This window comes from Micromonospora sp. IBSANI012 (assembly GCF_052814045.1).
The window spans coordinates 3,766,360-3,783,634 of the sequence record NZ_CP199933.1; the positions used below are offsets into that span (position 1 = coordinate 3,766,360).

The window sequence follows — 17,275 nt, forward strand, 5'->3', positions numbered from 1 at the left end:
CGCCCGGGACCGGCCACCGCCGGGTCACTCCGCGCCGAGTGCCTCGACCACCGGCCGGCCCAACGCCCGGCGGGCCGGCAGCACGGAGGCGAGCAGCGCGGCCAGCACCGCCACCGCGAGCATCAGCCCGAGCCGCCCCCAGGGCAGCACCAGGGTGAAGTCCCCGCCGATCTTCGCCACGAAGGCCATCGCCCCGGCGCTGACCCCGGTGCCCAGCGCCATCCCGAGCACCGCCCCGACCAGCGCCATCAGCACCGCCTCGACGGCCAGCATGGCCCGCATCCGGCCCCGGGTGAGGCCGACCGCCCGCAGCACGGCGTTCTCCCGGGTCCGCTCCACCACCGAGAGGCTGAGCGTGTTCGCCACGCCGACCAGGGCGATCACCACGGCCAGTCCGAGCAGCGCGGTGACGAAGGCCAGCAGCATGTCGACCGTGCCGGTGAGCATCTTCTTGTAGGCGGCCTGGTCCATCAGGTTGACCGTCGGGTACCGCACGACGACGGCCTCGACCGCCGCCCGGGCCTGCTCGGCGGGGACCCCGGCGGCGGGGTCCACCTCGGCGAGGAAGCCCCGCTGCGTCGGGAAGAGCCGGGCGAAGTCGGCGTCGACCATGTCGACCACGTGTCCCTCGGCCACCCCGGGATCGGCCTGGGCGGCCTCGTCGGCGGTCACCACCGCGGCCACCCGGAAGGACCGGCCGGCGAGGGTCACCGGGGTGCCGACAGTCCAGCCACGCGCCTCGGCGAGCTGCCGGTGCACCAGCACCGCACCCGGGCCCAGGTCGCCGCCGTCGCCGGCCACCGTGCCGGTCAGGGTACGGCCGACCAGCGCCGGATGCGCGGCGCGGATCTCCACCCCGTCGACGACCCGGCTGCGCCGCTCGTGCACCACCCCCAGCTCCGGCCGGGCGGCCAGCTCGTCGGCGAGTGCCGCCGGCAGGTCGCTGCCGACGCCGGTGACCAGGTAGTCGACGCCGATCTGGGCGTCCACGGCGCGTTCGATGCCGACCTTGACGCTCCCGGCGCCGACCACGAACGCCGACACCAGACCGATCCCGATCACCAGCGCGGTGGCGGTCGCCGAGACTCGGCGCGGATTGCGGACGGCGTTGGCCACGGCCAGCCCGGCGGTGGCGCCGAGGAGCAGCCGGGCGGGCGCGCCGAAGAGCCGGACCAGGGCGGGCACCAGCACCGGGCCGTAGAGCACGATGCCGAAAAAGGTCAGCATCCCGCCGAGGGCGACCAGCGCGATCTGGCCGACGCTTGCGGCCACCGCGAGCGCGGCGACCCCGGCGGCGAAGACCAGCGCGCCGATCGTCAACCGGACCCGGCCGGCGCGGCGGGTCACCTGCACGGCGGCGTCGGTCAGCGCGGCCACCGGGGCGACCCGGGTGCCCTGCCAGGCGGGTACGCAGGCGGCGGCCACGGTGATCGCGGTGCCCAGCGCCACGCAGAGCAGCACCGTCGAGCGGGTCAGCGCGACCTCGCCGGTGAACGGCAGGTCCAGCGTGGACAGCCCCGCCGCCAGGCCGGCGGCCAGGCCGGCGCCGGCCAGCACCCCCAGCGCCGAGGCGGTCAGTCCGAGCACCGCCGACTCCAGCAGGGTGGCCCGGAAGACCTGCCCCCGGGTGGCGCCGACCAGCCGGAGCAGGGCGGTACGCCGGGTCCGCTGGGCGAGCACGATGGCGAAGGTGTTGGCGATGACGAACCCGGCCACCACCACCGCGACCCCGGCGAAGGTCAGCAGGATCATGCCGAACTGCTTCAGGTCGCGGACCGCGTCGTTCACCGCGTCGTCGAGGATCTGCTGACGGGACTTCACGGCGGCGCCGGCGGCGGTCACCCCGGCCAGCCGCTCGGCCACCGCCTCGCGGGACGTGCCCGGGGCGACGGCCACCATGATCCGGCCGTACCCCCGCTCCCCGGTCACCGCCAGGGCGTCGGCGTCGACCAGGCCGATGAAGGGTCCGCCGACGTCGCGGGCGGTGCCGGCCACGTCGACGGCGCCGACCAGGGTGTACGCCCGGGCCGCCCCGGTGGAGCCGCCCACCTGGACCGGCGCGCCGAGGGTGAAGCCCTCCTCGCGCACGGTGGACGCGTCGAGGACGACCTCGCCGGGGCGGTCCGGCAGCCGGCCGGCGGTCAGGTCGTACGAGCGCAGGGCCGGGTCGGTGGGGATCGCGGCGAGCACCCCGTAGCCGAGCACCGGGCGGCCGTCGGAGCCGACCACCCCGCCGGTACCGGTCAGCTCCCCCTCGGCGGCGGCCACCCCGTCGACCGCGCGCACCCGGTCGACCAGGGCGGGCGGGAGGGGATCCGTGCCGGCGTACACGCCGAGGTCGGTGTGCCGGTCGAAGGCGCCGGCCCGGTCGTACGCGCCGGCCCGCATGCCGTCGGTGAGCATCAGGGTGCCGGCGACGAAGGCCACGCCGAGCACGATCGCCAGAGAGGAGAGCAGCAGCCGCAGCGCGTCGGCCCGCAACGAGCGCAGGGTCAACCGGATCATCGCGGTCACCGCCCCCGCGCCGGGGTGACCGGATCGAGGCCGGCGAGCGCGTCCAGGATCCGCTCGGCGGTCGGCGCGGCCAGCTCGCGGACCAGCCGGCCGTCGGAGAGGAAGACCACCCGGTCGGCGTACGCGGCGGCCACCGGGTCGTGGGTCACCATGACCACGGTCTGCCCGAGGGTGTCCACGGCCTCCCGGAGCAGCCCCAGCACCTCGGCGCCCGAGCGGGAGTCCAGGTTGCCGGTCGGCTCGTCGGCGAAGACCACCCAGGGGCGGGTGACCAGCGCCCGGGCGACGGCCACCCGCTGCTGCTGCCCGCCGGAGAGCTCCGCCGGCCGGTGCCCCAGCCGGTCGGCCAGGCCGACCGCCGCCACGACCTGCCGCAGCCAGGCCGGGTCCGCCCGCCGGCCCGCGATGGCCAGCGGCAGGAGGATGTTCTCCTCGGCGGTCAGCGCCGGCAGCAGGTTGAACTTCTGGAAGACGAAGCCGATCCGGTCCCGGCGCAGCAGGGTGAGCCGCTTGTCGTCGAGGCGGGCGGTCTCGGTGTCGCCGAGCCGGACGGTGCCCGCCGTCGGACTGTCGAGGCCGGCCAGGCAGTGCATCAACGTCGACTTGCCCGAGCCGGACGGGCCCATGATGGCGGTGAACCGGCCGGCGGCGAAGTCGACGTCGACGCCGTCGAGGGCGACCACGCGGGCGGCGTCGCGCCCGTACTCCTTGCGCAGGCCGCGGGCGGTGACCGCGACACCGGTACGGGCCGGGACGGGTGGGGCGAGGGACATGCGGAGGCTCCCCGTGCAGTCGGTGACCAGGACGTCTCCGACGCTATGGAGCGCCGCCCGCGGTGGCGTCCGCCCACGCGGTCGAGGCCGGTACGCCCCAGGTCGCCCCCGACCGGGTGGACCCGTACGACCCAGGTCGTAGCGCCGGTCAGCCTCCCGGCGTGACCAGCCCGCTCTCGTAGGCCAGCACCACCGCCTGCACCCGGTCGCGGAGCTGGAGCTTGGCCAGGATCCGGCCGACGTGGGTCTTCACGGTCGCCTCGGCGACGTGCACCCGGCCGGCGATCTCGGCGTTGGACAGTCCCTGCGCGACGAGCAGCAGGATCTCCCGCTCCCGGTCGGTGAGCTGGGCCAGCCGGGGGTCCTCGGTGGGCCCCGGCCCCAACCGGTCGGCGAACCGGTCCAGCAGCCGGCGGGTGATCGACGGCGCGACCACCGAGTCACCGGCGGCGACCACCCGGATCGCGGCGAGCAACTCCTCCGGAGGCACGTTCTTGAGCAGGAAGCCGCTCGCCCCGGCGCGCAGCGCGGCGAACGCGTCGGCCTCGGTGTCGAAGGTGGTGAGCACCAGCACCCGGGGCGGGCCGGCCGGGCGGTCCTGGCAGATCCGGCGGGTCGCCTCCACCCCGTCCATGGTGGGCATCCGGACGTCCATCACCACCACGTCCGCCTCGGTGCGGGCGAGCAGTCGCAGCGCGTCCGCGCCGTCGATGGCCTCGCCGACCACCTCCAGGTCCGGCTGGGAGTCGAGCACCATCCGGAACCCGGCGCGCACCAGCGCCTGGTCGTCCACGATCACCACGCGGACCGTCATGCGGCCACCACCTCCGTCCCGGGGGTCGACGGTAGCGGCAGCCGCGCCTCGACCCGCCAGCCCCCGGCCAGCCGGGGGCCGGCGACGAGGCTGCCGTCGTACACGCCGACCCGCTCGCGCATGCCGACCAGGCCGTGCCCGCCGGAGGGCGCGGGACCGACCGGCGGGCGGCCGTGCCCGTCGTCGACCACCCGGACCACGACGGCGTCCGGGACGTGCTCCAGGGTGACGGTGACACTCGCGCCGACCCCGGCGTGCTTGAGCGCGTTGGTCAGCGCCTCCTGCACCACCCGGTAGACGGTGAGGTCCAGGCCCGGGGGCAGCGCGGCCGGTTCGCCGGTGACCGTGTGCCGCACCCGCAGCCCGGCGTCGCGGAACCGGTCCAGCAGCGCGGGCAGTTCGGCGACCGCCGCCCGCCGGTGCTCCGGGTCGGCGGCGACCCCGGCGTCGTCCGAGGCCTCCGCCGTGGTGGGCGGCTCCGCCGGGCTGGGCTCCCGCAGGACGTCCACCAGCCGGCGCATCTCCTCCAGCGCCTGCCGGCCGGTGTCCGCGACCACCTTGACCGCAGCGCGGGCGGTCTCCGGGTCCTGGTCGAGCATGTACCGGGCCCCGTCCGCCTGGACGATCATCACGGCCATGCTGTGCGCCACCACGTCGTGCAGCTCGCGGGCGATCCGGGCCCGCTCCCCCGCCACCGCGGCGCGGGCCTCGGCCTCCCGCTCGCGCTCCAGGGTGGCGGCGCGTTCCTCCAGGCTGAGCACGTAGAGGCGGCGGGTGCGCACGTTCAGGGCGGCGAGCCACACCCCGCCGGTGACCAGCGCGAAGTAGATGGCGGTGGCCCACCAGGCGGCGTTGCCGACGGTCTGCGAGGCGGCCAGCAGCACGCCGATCGCCGCGACGATCCCGGCCAGCACGCCGTCGCGCAGCCGCTCGGCGTACTTCACGACGCTGTAGAGGGCGATCAGCACGCCGATGTCGTAGGCCAGCGGCCCCCAGCCGGCGATCACCTGCACCATGGCGAGCCCGGCCACCACGGCGGCCACCGCCGACGGGTGGACCCGGCGCCACAGCAGGGCGACCGCCATGGCGCAACCGACCAGCGTGGCGGGCACGCCGCCGGGCTGGCTCACCACGGCGGCCACGGCGAGCAGCGCCACCACGCCGGCGACGAGGACGTCGAAGGCGAGCGAGCGCAGCGGGCGGCCGAAGACGGTGCGGTTCACGGTCACCCAGCGTACGGGGCAGGTCGCCGTCGATGGCGCTCGCCGACGGCCGGTCGCGGCCCGGGGCCGCGCGGCACCGAGGGTGGTCAGGCGGGCGGCCGGACCAGGTCGCGCATCCGGTCGATCTCGATCGACTGTTCGGTGGCCACCGAGTTGGCGAACTCGTTGAGCTGCTGGTCGGCGCCGACCGAGAGCAGGTCGGTGGCCATCGTGACGGCGCCCTGGTGGTGCGCGGTCATCATCTGCACGAAGAGCCGGTCGAACTCCGCCCCCCGGGCGTCGGTCAGCCGGCGGATCGCCTCCGGCGACTGCATGCCGCGCATGGTGCCGTGGTCGTGGCCGGGCACCTCGGCCGGCAGGCCGCGGGCGCTCAGCCAGCCGCGCATCATGCCGATCTCCGGCCCCTGCGCGCCCCGGATCCGGTCGGCCACCGCCCTGACCCGTGGGCTGCCCGCCCGCCCCTCGGCCAGCTCGGCCATCGTCAGGGCCTGCTGGTGGTGCGGGATCATCATCCGCACGAACCAGACGTCGAGGGAGTTGTAGCGCGGCGGGGCGGTGTCGCGGACCTCACCGGCCGGGCGGGCGACGGCCGACTCGCCGGGACGGCCGGGGACGATGACGGCGGGGCCGTCCGCCGGCGCCGGGGTGGGTGACGCGACGGCGGTCGATCCGGCGGTCGCCGGGGCGGGGCGGTCGGTGGGCCGCAGCGCGAGCCCGAGCGCCACCAGCACCACGGCCGCGACTGTGACGACGAGCAGGGTCCGTCCACGTCGGGCGGTCATGCGACTCCCCCTCCGGTCGAGGTCGCAGCGATCGTATCCATTGACGGAGGGCCTTTAATGTGACGTAGATCACATCGACGGTCCTCGCAGGACGGTAAGGTGTCCACAATCATCAACCCCTGTCGAAGGGCTCTGCCGATGATCAGATTCCCCCTTCCTCGACGACGCCAGCTGAGGATCGTGAGCCTGGCCGCGGCCGGCCTCCTGGTGGCGAGCGTGGCCACCGCCCCGGCCGGCAACGCCGCCGTGACGCCCGACGCGGAGGCGGTCGCCACGGCCACCACCGCACAGGCCGCCACGGCCACCCCCACGCTCGGCGTGGACGAAATCTCCAGCAGCCCCAACCTGCGACAGATCGCCAACCTGCCGAAGCAGGCGCCGTTCGACACCCTGGCCTCGCTCGGGACGGACATGGCCTTCCAGGGCCGGTACGCCTTCGTCGGCAACTACAACGGGTTCGTCATCTACGACATCGGCCAGCCCAGCGCGCCGAAGATCGTGTCGCAGGTGCTCTGCCCCGGCTCGCAGAACGACATCTCCATCTACGGCGACCTGCTCTTCCTCTCCACCGACTCCTCCCGCACCGACGACTCCTGCGCGAGCGCCGCGCAGCCGGCCTCGGTCAAGGAGTCCTGGGAGGGCATCAAGGTCTTCGACATCAGCGACAAGGCCAACCCGCGCTACGTCAAGGCCGTCGAGACCGCCTGCGGCTCGCACACCCACACCCTGGTCCCCGCCAAGGACCGCCGCTCGGTCTACCTGTACGTCTCGTCGTACAGCCCGCGGGCCGAGTTCCCGGACTGCCAGCCGCCGCACGACTCCATCTCCATCGTCAAGGTCCCGGTGAAGGACCCGACCGCCGCCGCCGTGGTGGCCACCCCGAACCTCTTCCCGGACGGCGGGTACGGAGGCATCCCGGGGCAGACCTCGGCGACCAGCGGCTGCCACGACATCACCGCGTTCCCGGCGAAGGACCTGGCGGCCGGCGCCTGCATGGGTGACGGCATCCTGATGGACATCTCCAACCGCGAGGCGCCCCGGGTGATCAACCGGGTGCGCGACACGGTGAACTTCGCCTTCTGGCACTCGGCGACGTTCAACAACACCGGCACCAAGGTCGTCTTCACCGACGAGCTGGGCGGCGGCGGCGCGGCCACCTGCAACGAGGTCGTCGGGCCGAACCGTGGCGCGGACGCCATCTACGACATCACCGGTCGCGGCGACGCCCGGACGATGGTCTTCCGCAGCTACTACAAGATCCCGCGGGTCAACGCGGACACCGAGAACTGCGTGGCGCACAACGGCTCGCTGATCCCGGTGCTCGGCCGCGACATCATGGTTCAGGCGTGGTACCAGGGCGGCATCTCGGTCTGGGACTTCACCGACTCGACCAAGCCGAAGGAGATCGGGTTCTGGGAGCGGGGCCCGCTGTCGGACACCCAGCTCGTGACGGGTGGCGCCTGGTCGACGTACTACTACAACGGGCACATCTACTCCAGCGACATCCAGAAGGGCCTGGACGTGCTGGAGCTGAACGACTGGCGGACCTGGACGGCCAACCTGGTCCGGTTCCGCGAGCTGAACGTGCAGACCCAGGCCGGCTACCTGAGCTGGTAGGGCCACGTCGGAAGGGCCCGGTCCCCGTCGGGGGGCCGGGCCCTTGCGCGTACGGCGCGGTCAGTCCATCGGCAGCTGGTAGCGCCGCTCCTTGCCGGTCGCGGTGACCAGGCGCACCTCGCCGCTGCGCAGCCCGTACGTCACCGACCAGCGGGTGTGGCCCTGCCGCACCTGGTCGAGGATCCGCAGCGCCGCCGGGGCGTCCACCCGGGCGCCGGCGCTCTCCAGCGCGGCCGCGATCGCCCCGTACCGGCGGTCGGCGCGCCGCTCCTTCTCGGACACCCCGACCACCGGCACGTTGGTCAGCGCCTGCCAGCGGCCCTCGCCGCGTTGGACCCGCATCGTCCCGTCCACGAACTCCACCACGGCCGAGCGGCCGGTCGCGTCGGCGAGCAGGTAGTGCAGCGGCGGCCCGCCGTCGAAGTCCAGGTTGTACCGGCCGAAGACGGCCACCGCCTCGTCCACCGTGGCGGCCCGGTCGAGCACCAGCCGCAGGATGCGCACCGAGCCGACCGTGGGGCGGCCCGGCACCGGCTTGACGGTCGCGTGGTCGTCGGCGGCCAGGCCGACCGCGAGCCCGCGCTCGTTCATGCCGTCGAAGGGCAGCAGCGGTGCGTCCAGCAGCCGCCGGTCACCGGTCGGGTCCGCGCCGATCCCGAGGTACGACAGGTCCACCAGGGACACCGAGGCGTAGCCGTCCGGCGGGTCGGTACGCAGCACCATCGCCGGATTGGCTTCCCAGTCGAAGTTGCGGGCGAACAGCGGCCGGGCCGGGTCCCCGCTGGCGGCGAAGAGCGAGCAGCCGAACGGGCTCGCCTCGGGCTCCGCGTCGGTGCCGACCGTCGCGTCGTACCGGCCGACGTAGGTCATCTCGTACAACGGCAGTTTGTCGACCCGGCGCAGGCTGGCCAGGGTGCGCCCGACCTCGTCGGCGTCCTGTCGGGAGGCGGCCGGCACCCGGTCGCCGGCCGGCGCGGGCGGCGTGTCGTCGGTGCCGGCGCAGCCGGTGGTGGCGAGCAACAGGGCGAGCCCGGCGCCCAGGAGAGTCCTCCGCATATCTCCGGAACGCTATGGGAGGGGCCGGGGGTTGTCCACCGGCCGAAGGCGACACCGGTTTTCCGTTTCGGGTATCCGGGTACCTGGATCCAGACGGACGAGAGGAGAGCGCCCATGAAGCGTAACGAATACCACGTGGTGCCGAACGACGGCTCCTGGAAGGTCGAGCAGGGCAGCCGGAGCCTCGGCTCGTACGACACCAAGCACCGCGCGGTCGAGGAGGGCCGCAAGGTGGCGCACGCCAACGAGCCCAGCCAACTCGTCGTGCACACGGCCGACGGGAAGATCGAGACCGAGTACACGTACCAGAACGACCCGTTCCCGCCCGCCGGCTGACCGGCGCTCCCCCTCCGGCGGCCTGCCGGGACCACCTGATCACAGGCGGTCTCGGCAGGCCGCCGTCGGCTGTCCGCCGGGGGCGCGACGATCAGCGTGTTCGGATACCGCGACCCCGGTTGCGGCGGGTCGCGGCATCGCCGTTCCCGGACACCGCGACACGCCGCAACCGGAGACGATCACGGGTCCCCACCCGTTGGGCGGGCGGCGGGTTGGGCCGGCCGGGCTCAGCGGACCGGCGCCCCGCGGGTGGGACGCGGCCCGACCAGCCGGCGGACCAGCGGGGCGGCGTTCCACTTCGCCGCCCCGACCAGGTCCCGGGCGTGCTCCAGCACGGTGTAGTCGGGTCGGGCCAGCCCGTCGGCGATGGCCCGGTCCAGGTCGTTGCCACAGCGGGTGAGCACGCTGTCGAAGTCCCGGCGGACCGGCTCCAGCAGGTCGTAGTCGAACCGCCGGTGCAGCCGGGAGAAGAACGGCTTGTAGAGCCGGGCCCGCTCGTGCAGACCCGAGGAGTACGACATCGGGGTCTTCGGTCGCCACCGGATGTAGTCGGGCAGCACGTCGGCGAACGCCCGCCGGACGATCCACTTCTCCTGCCCGTCGCGCATCTTGAGCGCCAGCGGCAACCGCATCGCCAGCTCCACCACGCTGAGGTCGAGAAAGGGCACCCGGGCCTCCACCCCGTGGCCCATGCTGGCGCGGTCGACCCGCTGCAACTCCGTACGGCATAGGTTGCGGATCCTGTGGAGGAAGAGCCGGCGGGCCCGGTCGGGGCCGACCTGGCGGTACATCGGGTAGCCGCCGAACAGCTCGTCGGAGCCGTCGCCGGTGAGCACCACCTTGATCCCCATCTCGCGCAGTCGCCGGAAGATCGGCACGGAGACCACCGCGTTGATGATGTCGCCGTACTCGGTCAGCTCGGAGATCCGGATCGCCTCTCGGACCTCGGCCAGCCGGATGTCGCGCGGGTGCAGCTGGACCACCTCGTGCGGTACGCCGAGGTCGGCGGCGAGGCGCCGCGCGTACACCACGTCGGGGCTGTCCGGTACCCCGACGGTCACCGCCACGCAGTCCGGGTGCAGCTCGCGGACGTGCAGCAGCGCCAGCGAGCTGTCCAGGCCGCCGGAGAGCACCACCCCGACGGTGAGGTCGGTGTCCACCCGCATCCGGATGCTGTCGCTGATCGCGGCCCGGACGAGCCGGGCGGCCTCGTCCGGGTCGTCCACCTCGGGCAGTCCCTCGCCGAGGGCGAGCAGGTCGAGGTACGCCGCCAGCTCCACCCGCCCGTCCGGGTCGGCCCAGCCGTGGTGCCCGGGCGGCACCTCGTCGACCGGGGCGCGCAGCCCCACCAGTGCCTTGACCTCCGAGGCGACGTGCAGGCAGCCGGGCGTGCGGGCCCAGTAGAGCGGCTTGACGCCGAGCGGGTCCCGGGCCAGGTAGACCCGGCCGGTGACGCGTTCGGCGACGGCGAAGGCCCACTCCCCGCGCAGCCGGTGCACCGCTCGCTCACCCCAGCGCAGGAACGCGGCGAACACCACCTCGGTGTCGCTCGCGGTGCGGAACGGGTGCCCGGCCCGGGTCAGCTCGGCGCGCAGCTCGTGGTGGTTGAAGACCTCGCCGTTGTAGCAGAGGACGTACCGGCCGTCGGCGGAGGTGAACGGCTGCACGGCCCGGTCCCGGTCGACGATCCGCAGCCGCCGTACGCCGGCGAGCAGGCCGGCCTCCTGCCGGGTCTCGGTGACCTCGCCCCGGGGGGTGAGGACGGCGAGCATCCGGCGGAAGATCGCCGGGTCGGCCTCGGGGCCGGCGCTGAGCGCGATGCCGCACATCCGCCTCAGGCCCCCATCTCCGCCTCGTAGGCCGAGCGCAGCCGCGCGCGGGCACCGGGTGCCAGGCACACGTGCCAGGCCTGTCCCTCGTCGACCACGTTGATCTCACCGGCGGCCTGCCGGGCGAGCAGGATCTCGGCCAGCGTGTCCCGGACGCCGAAGCGGGTGAACCAGGCCATCTCGACGTCCACCGCCCAGCCGAGGCAGTGCCCGCTGGGCACCATGGCGGCGTACCCGAGACGGCGCAGCTGGTACTGGTGTTCGGCGCTGCGCACCAGGCTGGTCACCCAGAGCGGCGGGGTGGCCGGCGGGGTGGCCCGGGCCAGCTCGCGGGCCAGGTCGTTGAGGAGTGCCACCACCTCGCGCCGGGTGCGCCGGAACTTCACCCCGGCGGTGCGCGGGGTGGCGTCCGGGCGGAGCTTGCGGCGCACCGCCCGTACGCCCCGGCCGAGCACGGTGGCGGGCTGCTCCTGGTAGCGGAAGGCGAGCAGCCCGCGCCGGCGCAGCCACTCCAGGTCGACCAGGTCCGGATGGGTGTCGACCTGGTCGTCGGTGAGGAAGGTGGTGGTGTCGCGCCACCACATCACGTCGATGCGGGAGAGCAGGTAGATCCGGACCAGCGCGGCGAGGTCGCTCGCCGAGGTCCGCTCGTTGGGCTGGTAGCGGGCCATCTCCAGCAGCAGCGTCTCGCGGGCGCCGATGAACCCCTGCGGGGTCGCGTCGAGCACCGCGGCGATCGCGGGCTCCCGCAACCGCTGGTCGAGCAGCACCTGGCGGGCCGCGCTGGAACTCGCGTCGGCGAGCGCCCCCACCTCCACCAGCAGCTCCGCCACGGCGTCGCGGTACGCGTCGAGGTCGGGCGGGGCGGTCGGCACCACGCGGGCCCGGCCCGACGCGGGCGACCGGCGTGCCGGGGCGGGCGAGGAGACGGACGGGCCGGGCTGGGGGCCGGAACTTCGGCTGGGCACGCGCATGGTCGGGTCCTCTCCCGGTACGACACGGTGCGGATGAACCTGAAACACACCGTAAGCACCCGGAACAGGGAAAGTACGAGCAATCCTCCCATCTACCCCTAAGGGCGACGACCGGTCGCTGTCATCCGCTGCACGTCCGCGTAGGACGGCAGCGCCGGATCCGGCTCGACCGTCCCCGCGCGGACGGCGTCGGCGGTGCGGACGACGGCGGCCAGCGCCGCCCGGAACAGCAGCGAGCCGGTGCTGACCCGGGCCACCCCGAGACGGCCGAGCGCCGCCGGCGACGGCCCGCCCGGCTGGGCCAGGACGTTCAGCGGCGCGTCGACCGCGTCGGCCAGCCGCCGGACGACGTCCGGGTCGCCGACCCCCGGCACGAAGACGCCGTCCGCCCCGGCCCGCCGGTAGGCCCGCGCCCGCGGCAGCGCCTGCTCCAGCGGGTCGGGCAGGCCGAGCCACCAGGCGTCGGTGCGGGCGTTGACGAAGAGCCCGGGCACCCGGGCCCGGACCGCCTCGATCTTCGCCACCACCAGGGCCGGATCGGCGAGGCCGCCGTCGGGCCGGCCGTCCTCCAGGTTGATCCCGACCACGCCGAGCGCCGCCAGCTCGGCGGCGTACCCGGCGACGGCCGACGGGTCGTCGCTGAAGCCGGCCTCGACGTCCACGGTCACCAGCACCGGCAGCCGGACCAGCAGCTCGGCGAGGCGGAGGGTCTCCTCGGCGGTGGCCGCCAGCCCGTCCGGCCGGCCGGCGGCCGCGGCCACGCCGAGGCTGGTGGTGCCCACCGCCGGGTGGCCGGCGGCGGCCAGGGCGGCGCCGGAGGCGTGATCCCAGGCGTTGGGCAGCACCAGCGGCCGACCGGGGCGGTGCAGGGCGCGGAAGGCGGCGTGGCGGTCGCTCATCGGGACACCGCCGGTCGGGTGCGCGCGGGTCCGAGTTCCGGTCGGGTCACCGTGTCGGCCCGGCGTTCGCGCAGCACGTCCACCACCCCGGTAGCCAGGGCCAGCGCGTGCCGTTCGCCCGGGCAGCCGTGCGGCCCGGCACCGAAGGTCAGCACCGACCGGCCCGGCGCGAACCGCTCCGGCGCGGTGACCACCGCCGGGTCCCGGTTGGCAGCGTCGAAACGCAGCACCAGCTCCGCGCCGGCCGGGACCGGCTGGCCGCCCACCCGGGCCGGGCGGACGGCGATCCGGCGGGTGGCGCGTACCGGCGGGTCGAGGCGCAGCACCTCGGCCAGCAGCGTCGCGGTGGGCACCGACGGGGGCACCGCCGGGGCGTACCGGGCGGCGGTGTCGATCAGCGCGGCGGTGGCGGCGCAGGCCTGCACCAGCAGCCCGATCCGGTTGGCCAGCGCCTCGGAGGGCCCCGCCGGGGACATCGCCACCAGCGCCGCCACCGCGCGGTCCGCGCGGCGCACCGCGGCCGGCCCGGCGCCGGGCTGGTAGGCGGCGGCCACCACGGTCACCGCCGGGACCGCCACCACCGGATCGGCCAGGCCGAGCCGGCCCGCCAGCACCCGCAGCGGTACGCCCCGAGCCAGCCCCGCCGACCCGGCGCGCGGGTCGCGGTCGAGTTCCTCGGCGGTCAGCCGGGCGGCGTCGCGCCGCAGCCCGTCCGGCGCGCAGTCGGCGAGCGCGGCGACGGCGGCGGCCCGCCGGGCGGGATGCCGGCCCGGCCCGCTGAACCGGGCGACGGTGCCGCGCAGCCAGGCGAGGGTGCCGGGCGGTCCCGGCGCCGCCTCGGGCACCTGGAAGTCCGGATCGGCGAGCACCGCGCAGACGTCCGCGTGGCGGGTCACCGACCAGACGCCGCCGTCGAGAGTCGGCGGGCCGCAGGCCGGGGTGTCGGGGCCGGGCGGGATCAGGGGTGTCGGGTCGCTCATTTGCCCGACGCTAGGGGCGGATCGCTTCGGCGCCGGCCGAACTCTGCCGGGCCGACGCCGGCCTCGGTGGCAGTTTCCGGGGCGGTGATGTCGGCCTCGTCCGGCTCAAGCGCGTCGGGGCGGCCCCGGTTCCGGCGCGACGACCGCGCGGCTCGGGCGTGACGACCGCGCGGCTCGGGCGTGACGACCGCGCGGGTCGGGCCGGCTGCCCCGGTTCGGGCGCGACGACCGGGCGGATCGGGCCGGCTGCCGCGGCTCGGGCGCGACGACCGCCCGGGTCGGGCCGGCTGCGCTGGTCAGGCGCGTCCGCCGCCACCACCGTCGCGGCGGGGCGGCACCAGCTCGCCGGCGTCGATCCCCAGCACCTCGGGCAGCGCCGCGACGCCGGCCGGGGTGACCCGCACGCTGCGCCCGGTGCCGCGCGTCGTCCAGCCCAGCTCGGTGAAGCGGTCGCACAGCGCGGCGCCGAGCGCGCCGGCCAGGTGGGGGCGGCGCTCCGTCCAGTCCAGGCAGTCCCGCACCAGGGGCCGCCGGCCGCCGGACAGCGGCGCGACGCCGAGGTCGGTCAGCCAGTCCCGGCCGGCCGGGGTCACCGCGAGACCGTCCGCGCCGTCGAGCAGACCGCGGGTCAGCAGGGCGTCGCGCAGCCGGACGCCGAGCCGCCCGGCGAGGTGGTCGTAGCAGGTCCGGGCGTGGGCCAGGGCGGCGTCGGCGGTGGCCACGCGCAGCGATCCGGCCGGGCGCGGCGCCGGCGACGCGTGCCCGGCCAGGTCCTCGATCAGCTGGGCCACCGCCGGGCCCGCCAGTCGCAGGTAGCGGTGCCGCCCCTGGCGCTCCTCCACCAGCAGGCCGCCCCGGACCAGTCGGGTGAGGTGTTCGCTGGCGGTGGAGGGCGCCACCCCGGCAGCGCGCGCCAGCTCACCCGCTGTCCACGCCCGCCCGTCGAGCAGGGCCAGGCAGATGCCGGCCCGGGTGTCGTCGGCGAGCAGGGCGGCCAGGTCGGCGAGGCGGCGGCCGTCGGTGGGCGCAGCGGTCATCCGCCGATGGTGCCACGGCGACGGTTCGGTGGGCACCGACCCGTGCCAACGTCTTTACAACGTTGTATTCATCGTTGTAGAAATGGACGGAATGACGCACCGACCACCAATCACCCCAACCGAGGCAGGTCTGATGGGTCAACTCCGCCGCGGCGGCGCGCTCGCCGCCGTACTCGGTCTGCTCCTGGCGGCGGTCGCCTCCGCGCCCGCCACCGCCGGAGCCGACACCCCCGACCGCTACCGCAACCCGGTCTCCGCCGGGTTCGCCGACACCTTCGCCGACCCCGTCGTCGTCCGCGGCGACGACGGCTTCTGGTACGCCTACGGCACCACCGACCCGCTGCGCGAGGGCGAGAAGCGGTTCCACCGGGTGCCCACCGCCCGCTCCGCCGACCTGGTCGACTGGACCTACCTCGGCGACGCCTTCGGCCCCGACCAACGCCCCCCGTACGCCACGGCCGACGCCGGCCTCTGGGCCCCCGACGTGCGCCGGGTCGGCGACCGGTGGGTCATGTACGTGACCGTCACCGACACCACCGTCTCCCCCGACGGCGGCGACTTCGCCATCGGCGCGGCGACCGCCCCCACCCCGACCGGCCCGTGGACCTTCGCCGACCAGCCCGTCGTGGCGCCCCGTCCCGGCGGCGGCGGTGGCTGGCTCTGGACCATCGACCCGTCGGAGTTCACCGACGTCGACGGGAAGCACTACCTCTACTACGGCAGCTACTACGGCGGCATCTCGGTCACCGAGCTCTCCGCCGACGGGCTGCGCGCGGTCGGCCCGCCCACCCTGGTCGCCATCGACAACAAGTTCGAGGGCAGCTACGTGCTGCGCAACGACGGCTGGTACTACCTCTTCGCCTCCACCGCCAACTGCTGCGCCGGCCCGGCCACCGGCTACTCGGTCCAGGTGGGCCGCGCGACGAGCCCGCGCGGGCCGTTCGTCGACCGCGACGGCATCCCGCTGACCGCCTCCCGGGCCGGCGGCACGCCGGTGCTCACCCAGAACGGCAACCGCTGGATCGGCACCGGGCACAACGGCTTCCTCACCGACCTGTCCGGGCAGGACTGGATCGTCTACCACGCCATCGACCGCGCCGACCCGTACCTGGACGAGCCGTTCGGCATCAACGAGCGGCCGATGCTGATCGACCGCCTCGACTGGATCGACGGCTGGCCGCGGGTCAACGCCGGCGCCGGCCCGTCCGACGGCGATCGCCGGGCGCCGGTGACCACCGCCGGGCTCGACGCCCGCTTCGACTCCCCCGGTCTGACCGGCTGGACCGGCAGCGGCGCGTGGCGGGTCACCGACGGCCGCCTCACCGGCACCGGCGCGCTGACCAGCCGCACGGTGACCGGCGGCGACCTGCGGGCGGAGGCCGACCTGCGGCTCACCGGCGCGGCGGCGGCCGGACTGACCGTCGGCCGGGTCGAGGTACGCCTCGACGCCGCCGCCGGCCGGCTCGTCGCCCGGGAGGCGGGCGGTGCGACGGCGAGCGCGCCCCTGCCCGCCGCTCTCGATCCCGCCGACCCGCACCACCTCGCCGTCGAGGTGCGCGGCCGGCAGCTCGTCGCCGAGCTGAGCCCGGCCCGGCTCGGTGACCAGCTCGCCGTGGTGTCGCTGCGACTGAGCCGGCCGACGGTCGGCCGGCTCACCGTCACCGCGACCGGCGGCGCGGCGGAGTTCGACAACGTCAGCGTCGCCCGGCTGCACCGGCCCGCCCCCCGGGCGGTGCCGGAGCCCCGCGTCGGCGGGGTGCTGCCGGCGTACTCCGACGAGTTCGCCGACGGCCTCGACCCGGCCTGGCGCTGGGTCCGCGAGGATCCGGCGGCAACCGTCTCCGGTGGCGCGCTGCGCTGGCCGGTGCAGGCGGCGGACCTCACCGGCACCGGCAACACCGCCGGGGTGCTGCTGCGCGACGCGCCAACCGGCGACTACGTGGTCGAGACGAAGGTGACCCTCGACCTGGGCGAGGAGACGGTCCGCAACTACCAGCAGGCCGGCCTGGTCGCGTACGTCGACGACGACCGGTTCGCCCGGCTGGCCCAGGTGGCGATCTGGAACACCCGCCAGGTCGAGTACGGCTACGAGCTGCCCTTCGCCGGCCAGCCCGTCTACGGCGGGAACATCGTCGGCACCCCGGCCACCACCACCTGGCTGCGGCTGGCCCACCGGGTCGACCCGGCCACCGGCGAGCACGAGTTCCGGGCCGGGTCTAGCCGGGACGGGACGCGCTGGACGTGGGGCGGGGTGTGGACGTTCCCGGCGGACGCGACTCCACGGATCGGCCTGGTCGCGCACGGCGGCGCGCAGCCGCCGGTGACCGCGGTCTTCGACTACGTCCGCTTCCACGAATGAGTCCCCGGGCGGGTGCGCGCCGACGTCGCGCCGCACCCGCCCGGCCGGCCCCTGCCCGGAGGCGGGCGCGCTTCGAGTCGGA

14 protein-coding genes are annotated in these 17,275 nt (G+C 75.4%); 3 read left to right on the forward strand and 11 right to left on the reverse strand.

From position 1 onward, the window contains the following. Window positions 1-24: 24 nt before the first annotated feature. From ACTWM8_RS17385 to ACTWM8_RS17405, 5 genes are all read right to left on the reverse strand, one after another. Window positions 25-2,505, reverse strand: coding sequence for an ABC transporter permease (locus ACTWM8_RS17385; RefSeq protein WP_446209941.1), 2,481 nt, complete (start codon window positions 2,503-2,505; stop codon window positions 25-27). Window positions 2,506-2,510: 5 nt separating this feature from the next. Continuing rightward, entirely contained in the window at window positions 2,511-3,287 is a 777-nt protein-coding gene (locus ACTWM8_RS17390; protein WP_446209942.1) for an ABC transporter ATP-binding protein, read from the reverse strand. Between the two features lie 148 nt (window positions 3,288-3,435). Further along, entirely contained in the window at window positions 3,436-4,101 is a 666-nt protein-coding gene (locus tag ACTWM8_RS17395; protein WP_446209943.1) for a response regulator, read from the reverse strand. After that, complete coding sequence (locus ACTWM8_RS17400; RefSeq protein WP_446209944.1) at window positions 4,098-5,330, reverse strand: sensor histidine kinase; 1,233 nt, start codon at window positions 5,328-5,330, stop codon at window positions 4,098-4,100. Before ACTWM8_RS17400 ends, ACTWM8_RS17395 begins: the two co-directional genes overlap by 4 nt. Before the next feature lie 80 nt (window positions 5,331-5,410). After that, on the reverse strand, window positions 5,411-6,106 hold the full coding sequence (locus tag ACTWM8_RS17405; protein WP_446209945.1) for a DUF305 domain-containing protein: 696 nt from the start codon (window positions 6,104-6,106) through the stop codon (window positions 5,411-5,413). 138 nt (window positions 6,107-6,244) lie between these two features. On the opposite strand from ACTWM8_RS17405, the gene ACTWM8_RS17410 reads away from it, so the two are divergent. After that, window positions 6,245-7,723: an LVIVD repeat-containing protein gene (locus ACTWM8_RS17410; protein WP_446209946.1), complete on the forward strand. Its 1,479-nt coding sequence runs from the start codon at window positions 6,245-6,247 to the stop codon at window positions 7,721-7,723. A 60-nt stretch (window positions 7,724-7,783) separates the two neighbouring features. Here ACTWM8_RS17410 and ACTWM8_RS17415 read toward each other — a convergent pair whose 3' ends face one another. Next, the gene (locus ACTWM8_RS17415) at window positions 7,784-8,779 is read right to left on the reverse strand and encodes a linear amide C-N hydrolase (RefSeq protein ID WP_446209947.1); all 996 of its coding nucleotides are present in this window, start codon (window positions 8,777-8,779) and stop codon (window positions 7,784-7,786) included. Window positions 8,780-8,893: 114 nt separating this feature from the next. On the opposite strand from ACTWM8_RS17415, the gene ACTWM8_RS17420 reads away from it, so the two are divergent. Next, window positions 8,894-9,115 carry a DUF2188 domain-containing protein gene (locus tag ACTWM8_RS17420; protein ID WP_154936541.1) on the forward strand — a complete coding sequence of 74 codons (222 nt, stop codon included), beginning with the start codon at window positions 8,894-8,896 and terminating at the stop codon, window positions 9,113-9,115. Window positions 9,116-9,342: 227 nt separating this feature from the next. On the opposite strand, the gene ACTWM8_RS17425 is transcribed toward ACTWM8_RS17420, so the two are convergent. The 5 genes from ACTWM8_RS17425 to ACTWM8_RS17445 form a co-directional block, all read right to left on the reverse strand. After that, window positions 9,343-10,944, reverse strand: coding sequence for an asparagine synthetase B family protein (locus ACTWM8_RS17425; protein ID WP_446209948.1), 1,602 nt, complete (start codon window positions 10,942-10,944; stop codon window positions 9,343-9,345). A 5-nt stretch (window positions 10,945-10,949) separates the two neighbouring features. Further along, window positions 10,950-11,918, reverse strand: a complete 969-nt coding sequence (locus ACTWM8_RS17430; RefSeq protein ID WP_446209949.1) for a hypothetical protein — start codon at window positions 11,916-11,918, stop codon at window positions 10,950-10,952. Between the two features lie 98 nt (window positions 11,919-12,016). Further along, a complete protein-coding gene (locus tag ACTWM8_RS17435; protein WP_446209950.1) occupies window positions 12,017-12,817 on the reverse strand; it encodes an isocitrate lyase/PEP mutase family protein in 801 nt (266 codons plus the stop codon). Then, entirely contained in the window at window positions 12,814-13,797 is a 984-nt protein-coding gene (locus ACTWM8_RS17440) for a cytochrome P450 (RefSeq protein WP_446209951.1), read from the reverse strand. The genes ACTWM8_RS17435 and ACTWM8_RS17440 overlap by 4 nt, the downstream gene beginning before the upstream one ends. A gap of 296 nt (window positions 13,798-14,093) precedes the next feature. Then, the gene (locus tag ACTWM8_RS17445; RefSeq protein ID WP_446209952.1) at window positions 14,094-14,834 is read right to left on the reverse strand and encodes an ArsR/SmtB family transcription factor; all 741 of its coding nucleotides are present in this window, start codon (window positions 14,832-14,834) and stop codon (window positions 14,094-14,096) included. 133 nt (window positions 14,835-14,967) lie between these two features. Here ACTWM8_RS17445 and ACTWM8_RS17450 point away from each other — a divergent pair, with 133 nt between their 5' ends. Continuing rightward, a complete protein-coding gene (locus tag ACTWM8_RS17450) occupies window positions 14,968-17,193 on the forward strand; it encodes a family 43 glycosylhydrolase (protein WP_446209953.1) in 2,226 nt (741 codons plus the stop codon). Window positions 17,194-17,275 lie beyond the last annotated feature (82 nt).

Coding starts and splice junctions, on each gene's coding strand:
- ACTWM8_RS17395 (WP_446209943.1), bottom strand. CDS start 4,101: ATGACGGTCCGCGTGGTGATCGTGGACGACCAGGCGCTGGTGCGCGCC.
- ACTWM8_RS17425 (WP_446209948.1), bottom strand. CDS start 10,944: ATGTGCGGCATCGCGCTCAGCGCCGGCCCCGAGGCCGACCCGGCGATC.
- ACTWM8_RS17390 (WP_446209942.1), bottom strand. CDS start 3,287: ATGTCCCTCGCCCCACCCGTCCCGGCCCGTACCGGTGTCGCGGTCACC.
- ACTWM8_RS17440 (WP_446209951.1), bottom strand. CDS start 13,797: ATGAGCGACCCGACACCCCTGATCCCGCCCGGCCCCGACACCCCGGCC.
- ACTWM8_RS17415 (WP_446209947.1), bottom strand. CDS start 8,779: ATGCGGAGGACTCTCCTGGGCGCCGGGCTCGCCCTGTTGCTCGCCACC.
- ACTWM8_RS17420 (WP_154936541.1), top strand. CDS start 8,894: ATGAAGCGTAACGAATACCACGTGGTGCCGAACGACGGCTCCTGGAAG.
- ACTWM8_RS17410 (WP_446209946.1), top strand. CDS start 6,245: ATGATCAGATTCCCCCTTCCTCGACGACGCCAGCTGAGGATCGTGAGC.
- ACTWM8_RS17445 (WP_446209952.1), bottom strand. CDS start 14,834: ATGACCGCTGCGCCCACCGACGGCCGCCGCCTCGCCGACCTGGCCGCC.
- ACTWM8_RS17430 (WP_446209949.1), bottom strand. CDS start 11,918: ATGCGCGTGCCCAGCCGAAGTTCCGGCCCCCAGCCCGGCCCGTCCGTC.
- ACTWM8_RS17450 (WP_446209953.1), top strand. CDS start 14,968: ATGGGTCAACTCCGCCGCGGCGGCGCGCTCGCCGCCGTACTCGGTCTG.
- ACTWM8_RS17435 (WP_446209950.1), bottom strand. CDS start 12,817: ATGAGCGACCGCCACGCCGCCTTCCGCGCCCTGCACCGCCCCGGTCGG.
- ACTWM8_RS17385 (WP_446209941.1), bottom strand. CDS start 2,505: ATGATCCGGTTGACCCTGCGCTCGTTGCGGGCCGACGCGCTGCGGCTG.
- ACTWM8_RS17405 (WP_446209945.1), bottom strand. CDS start 6,106: ATGACCGCCCGACGTGGACGGACCCTGCTCGTCGTCACAGTCGCGGCC.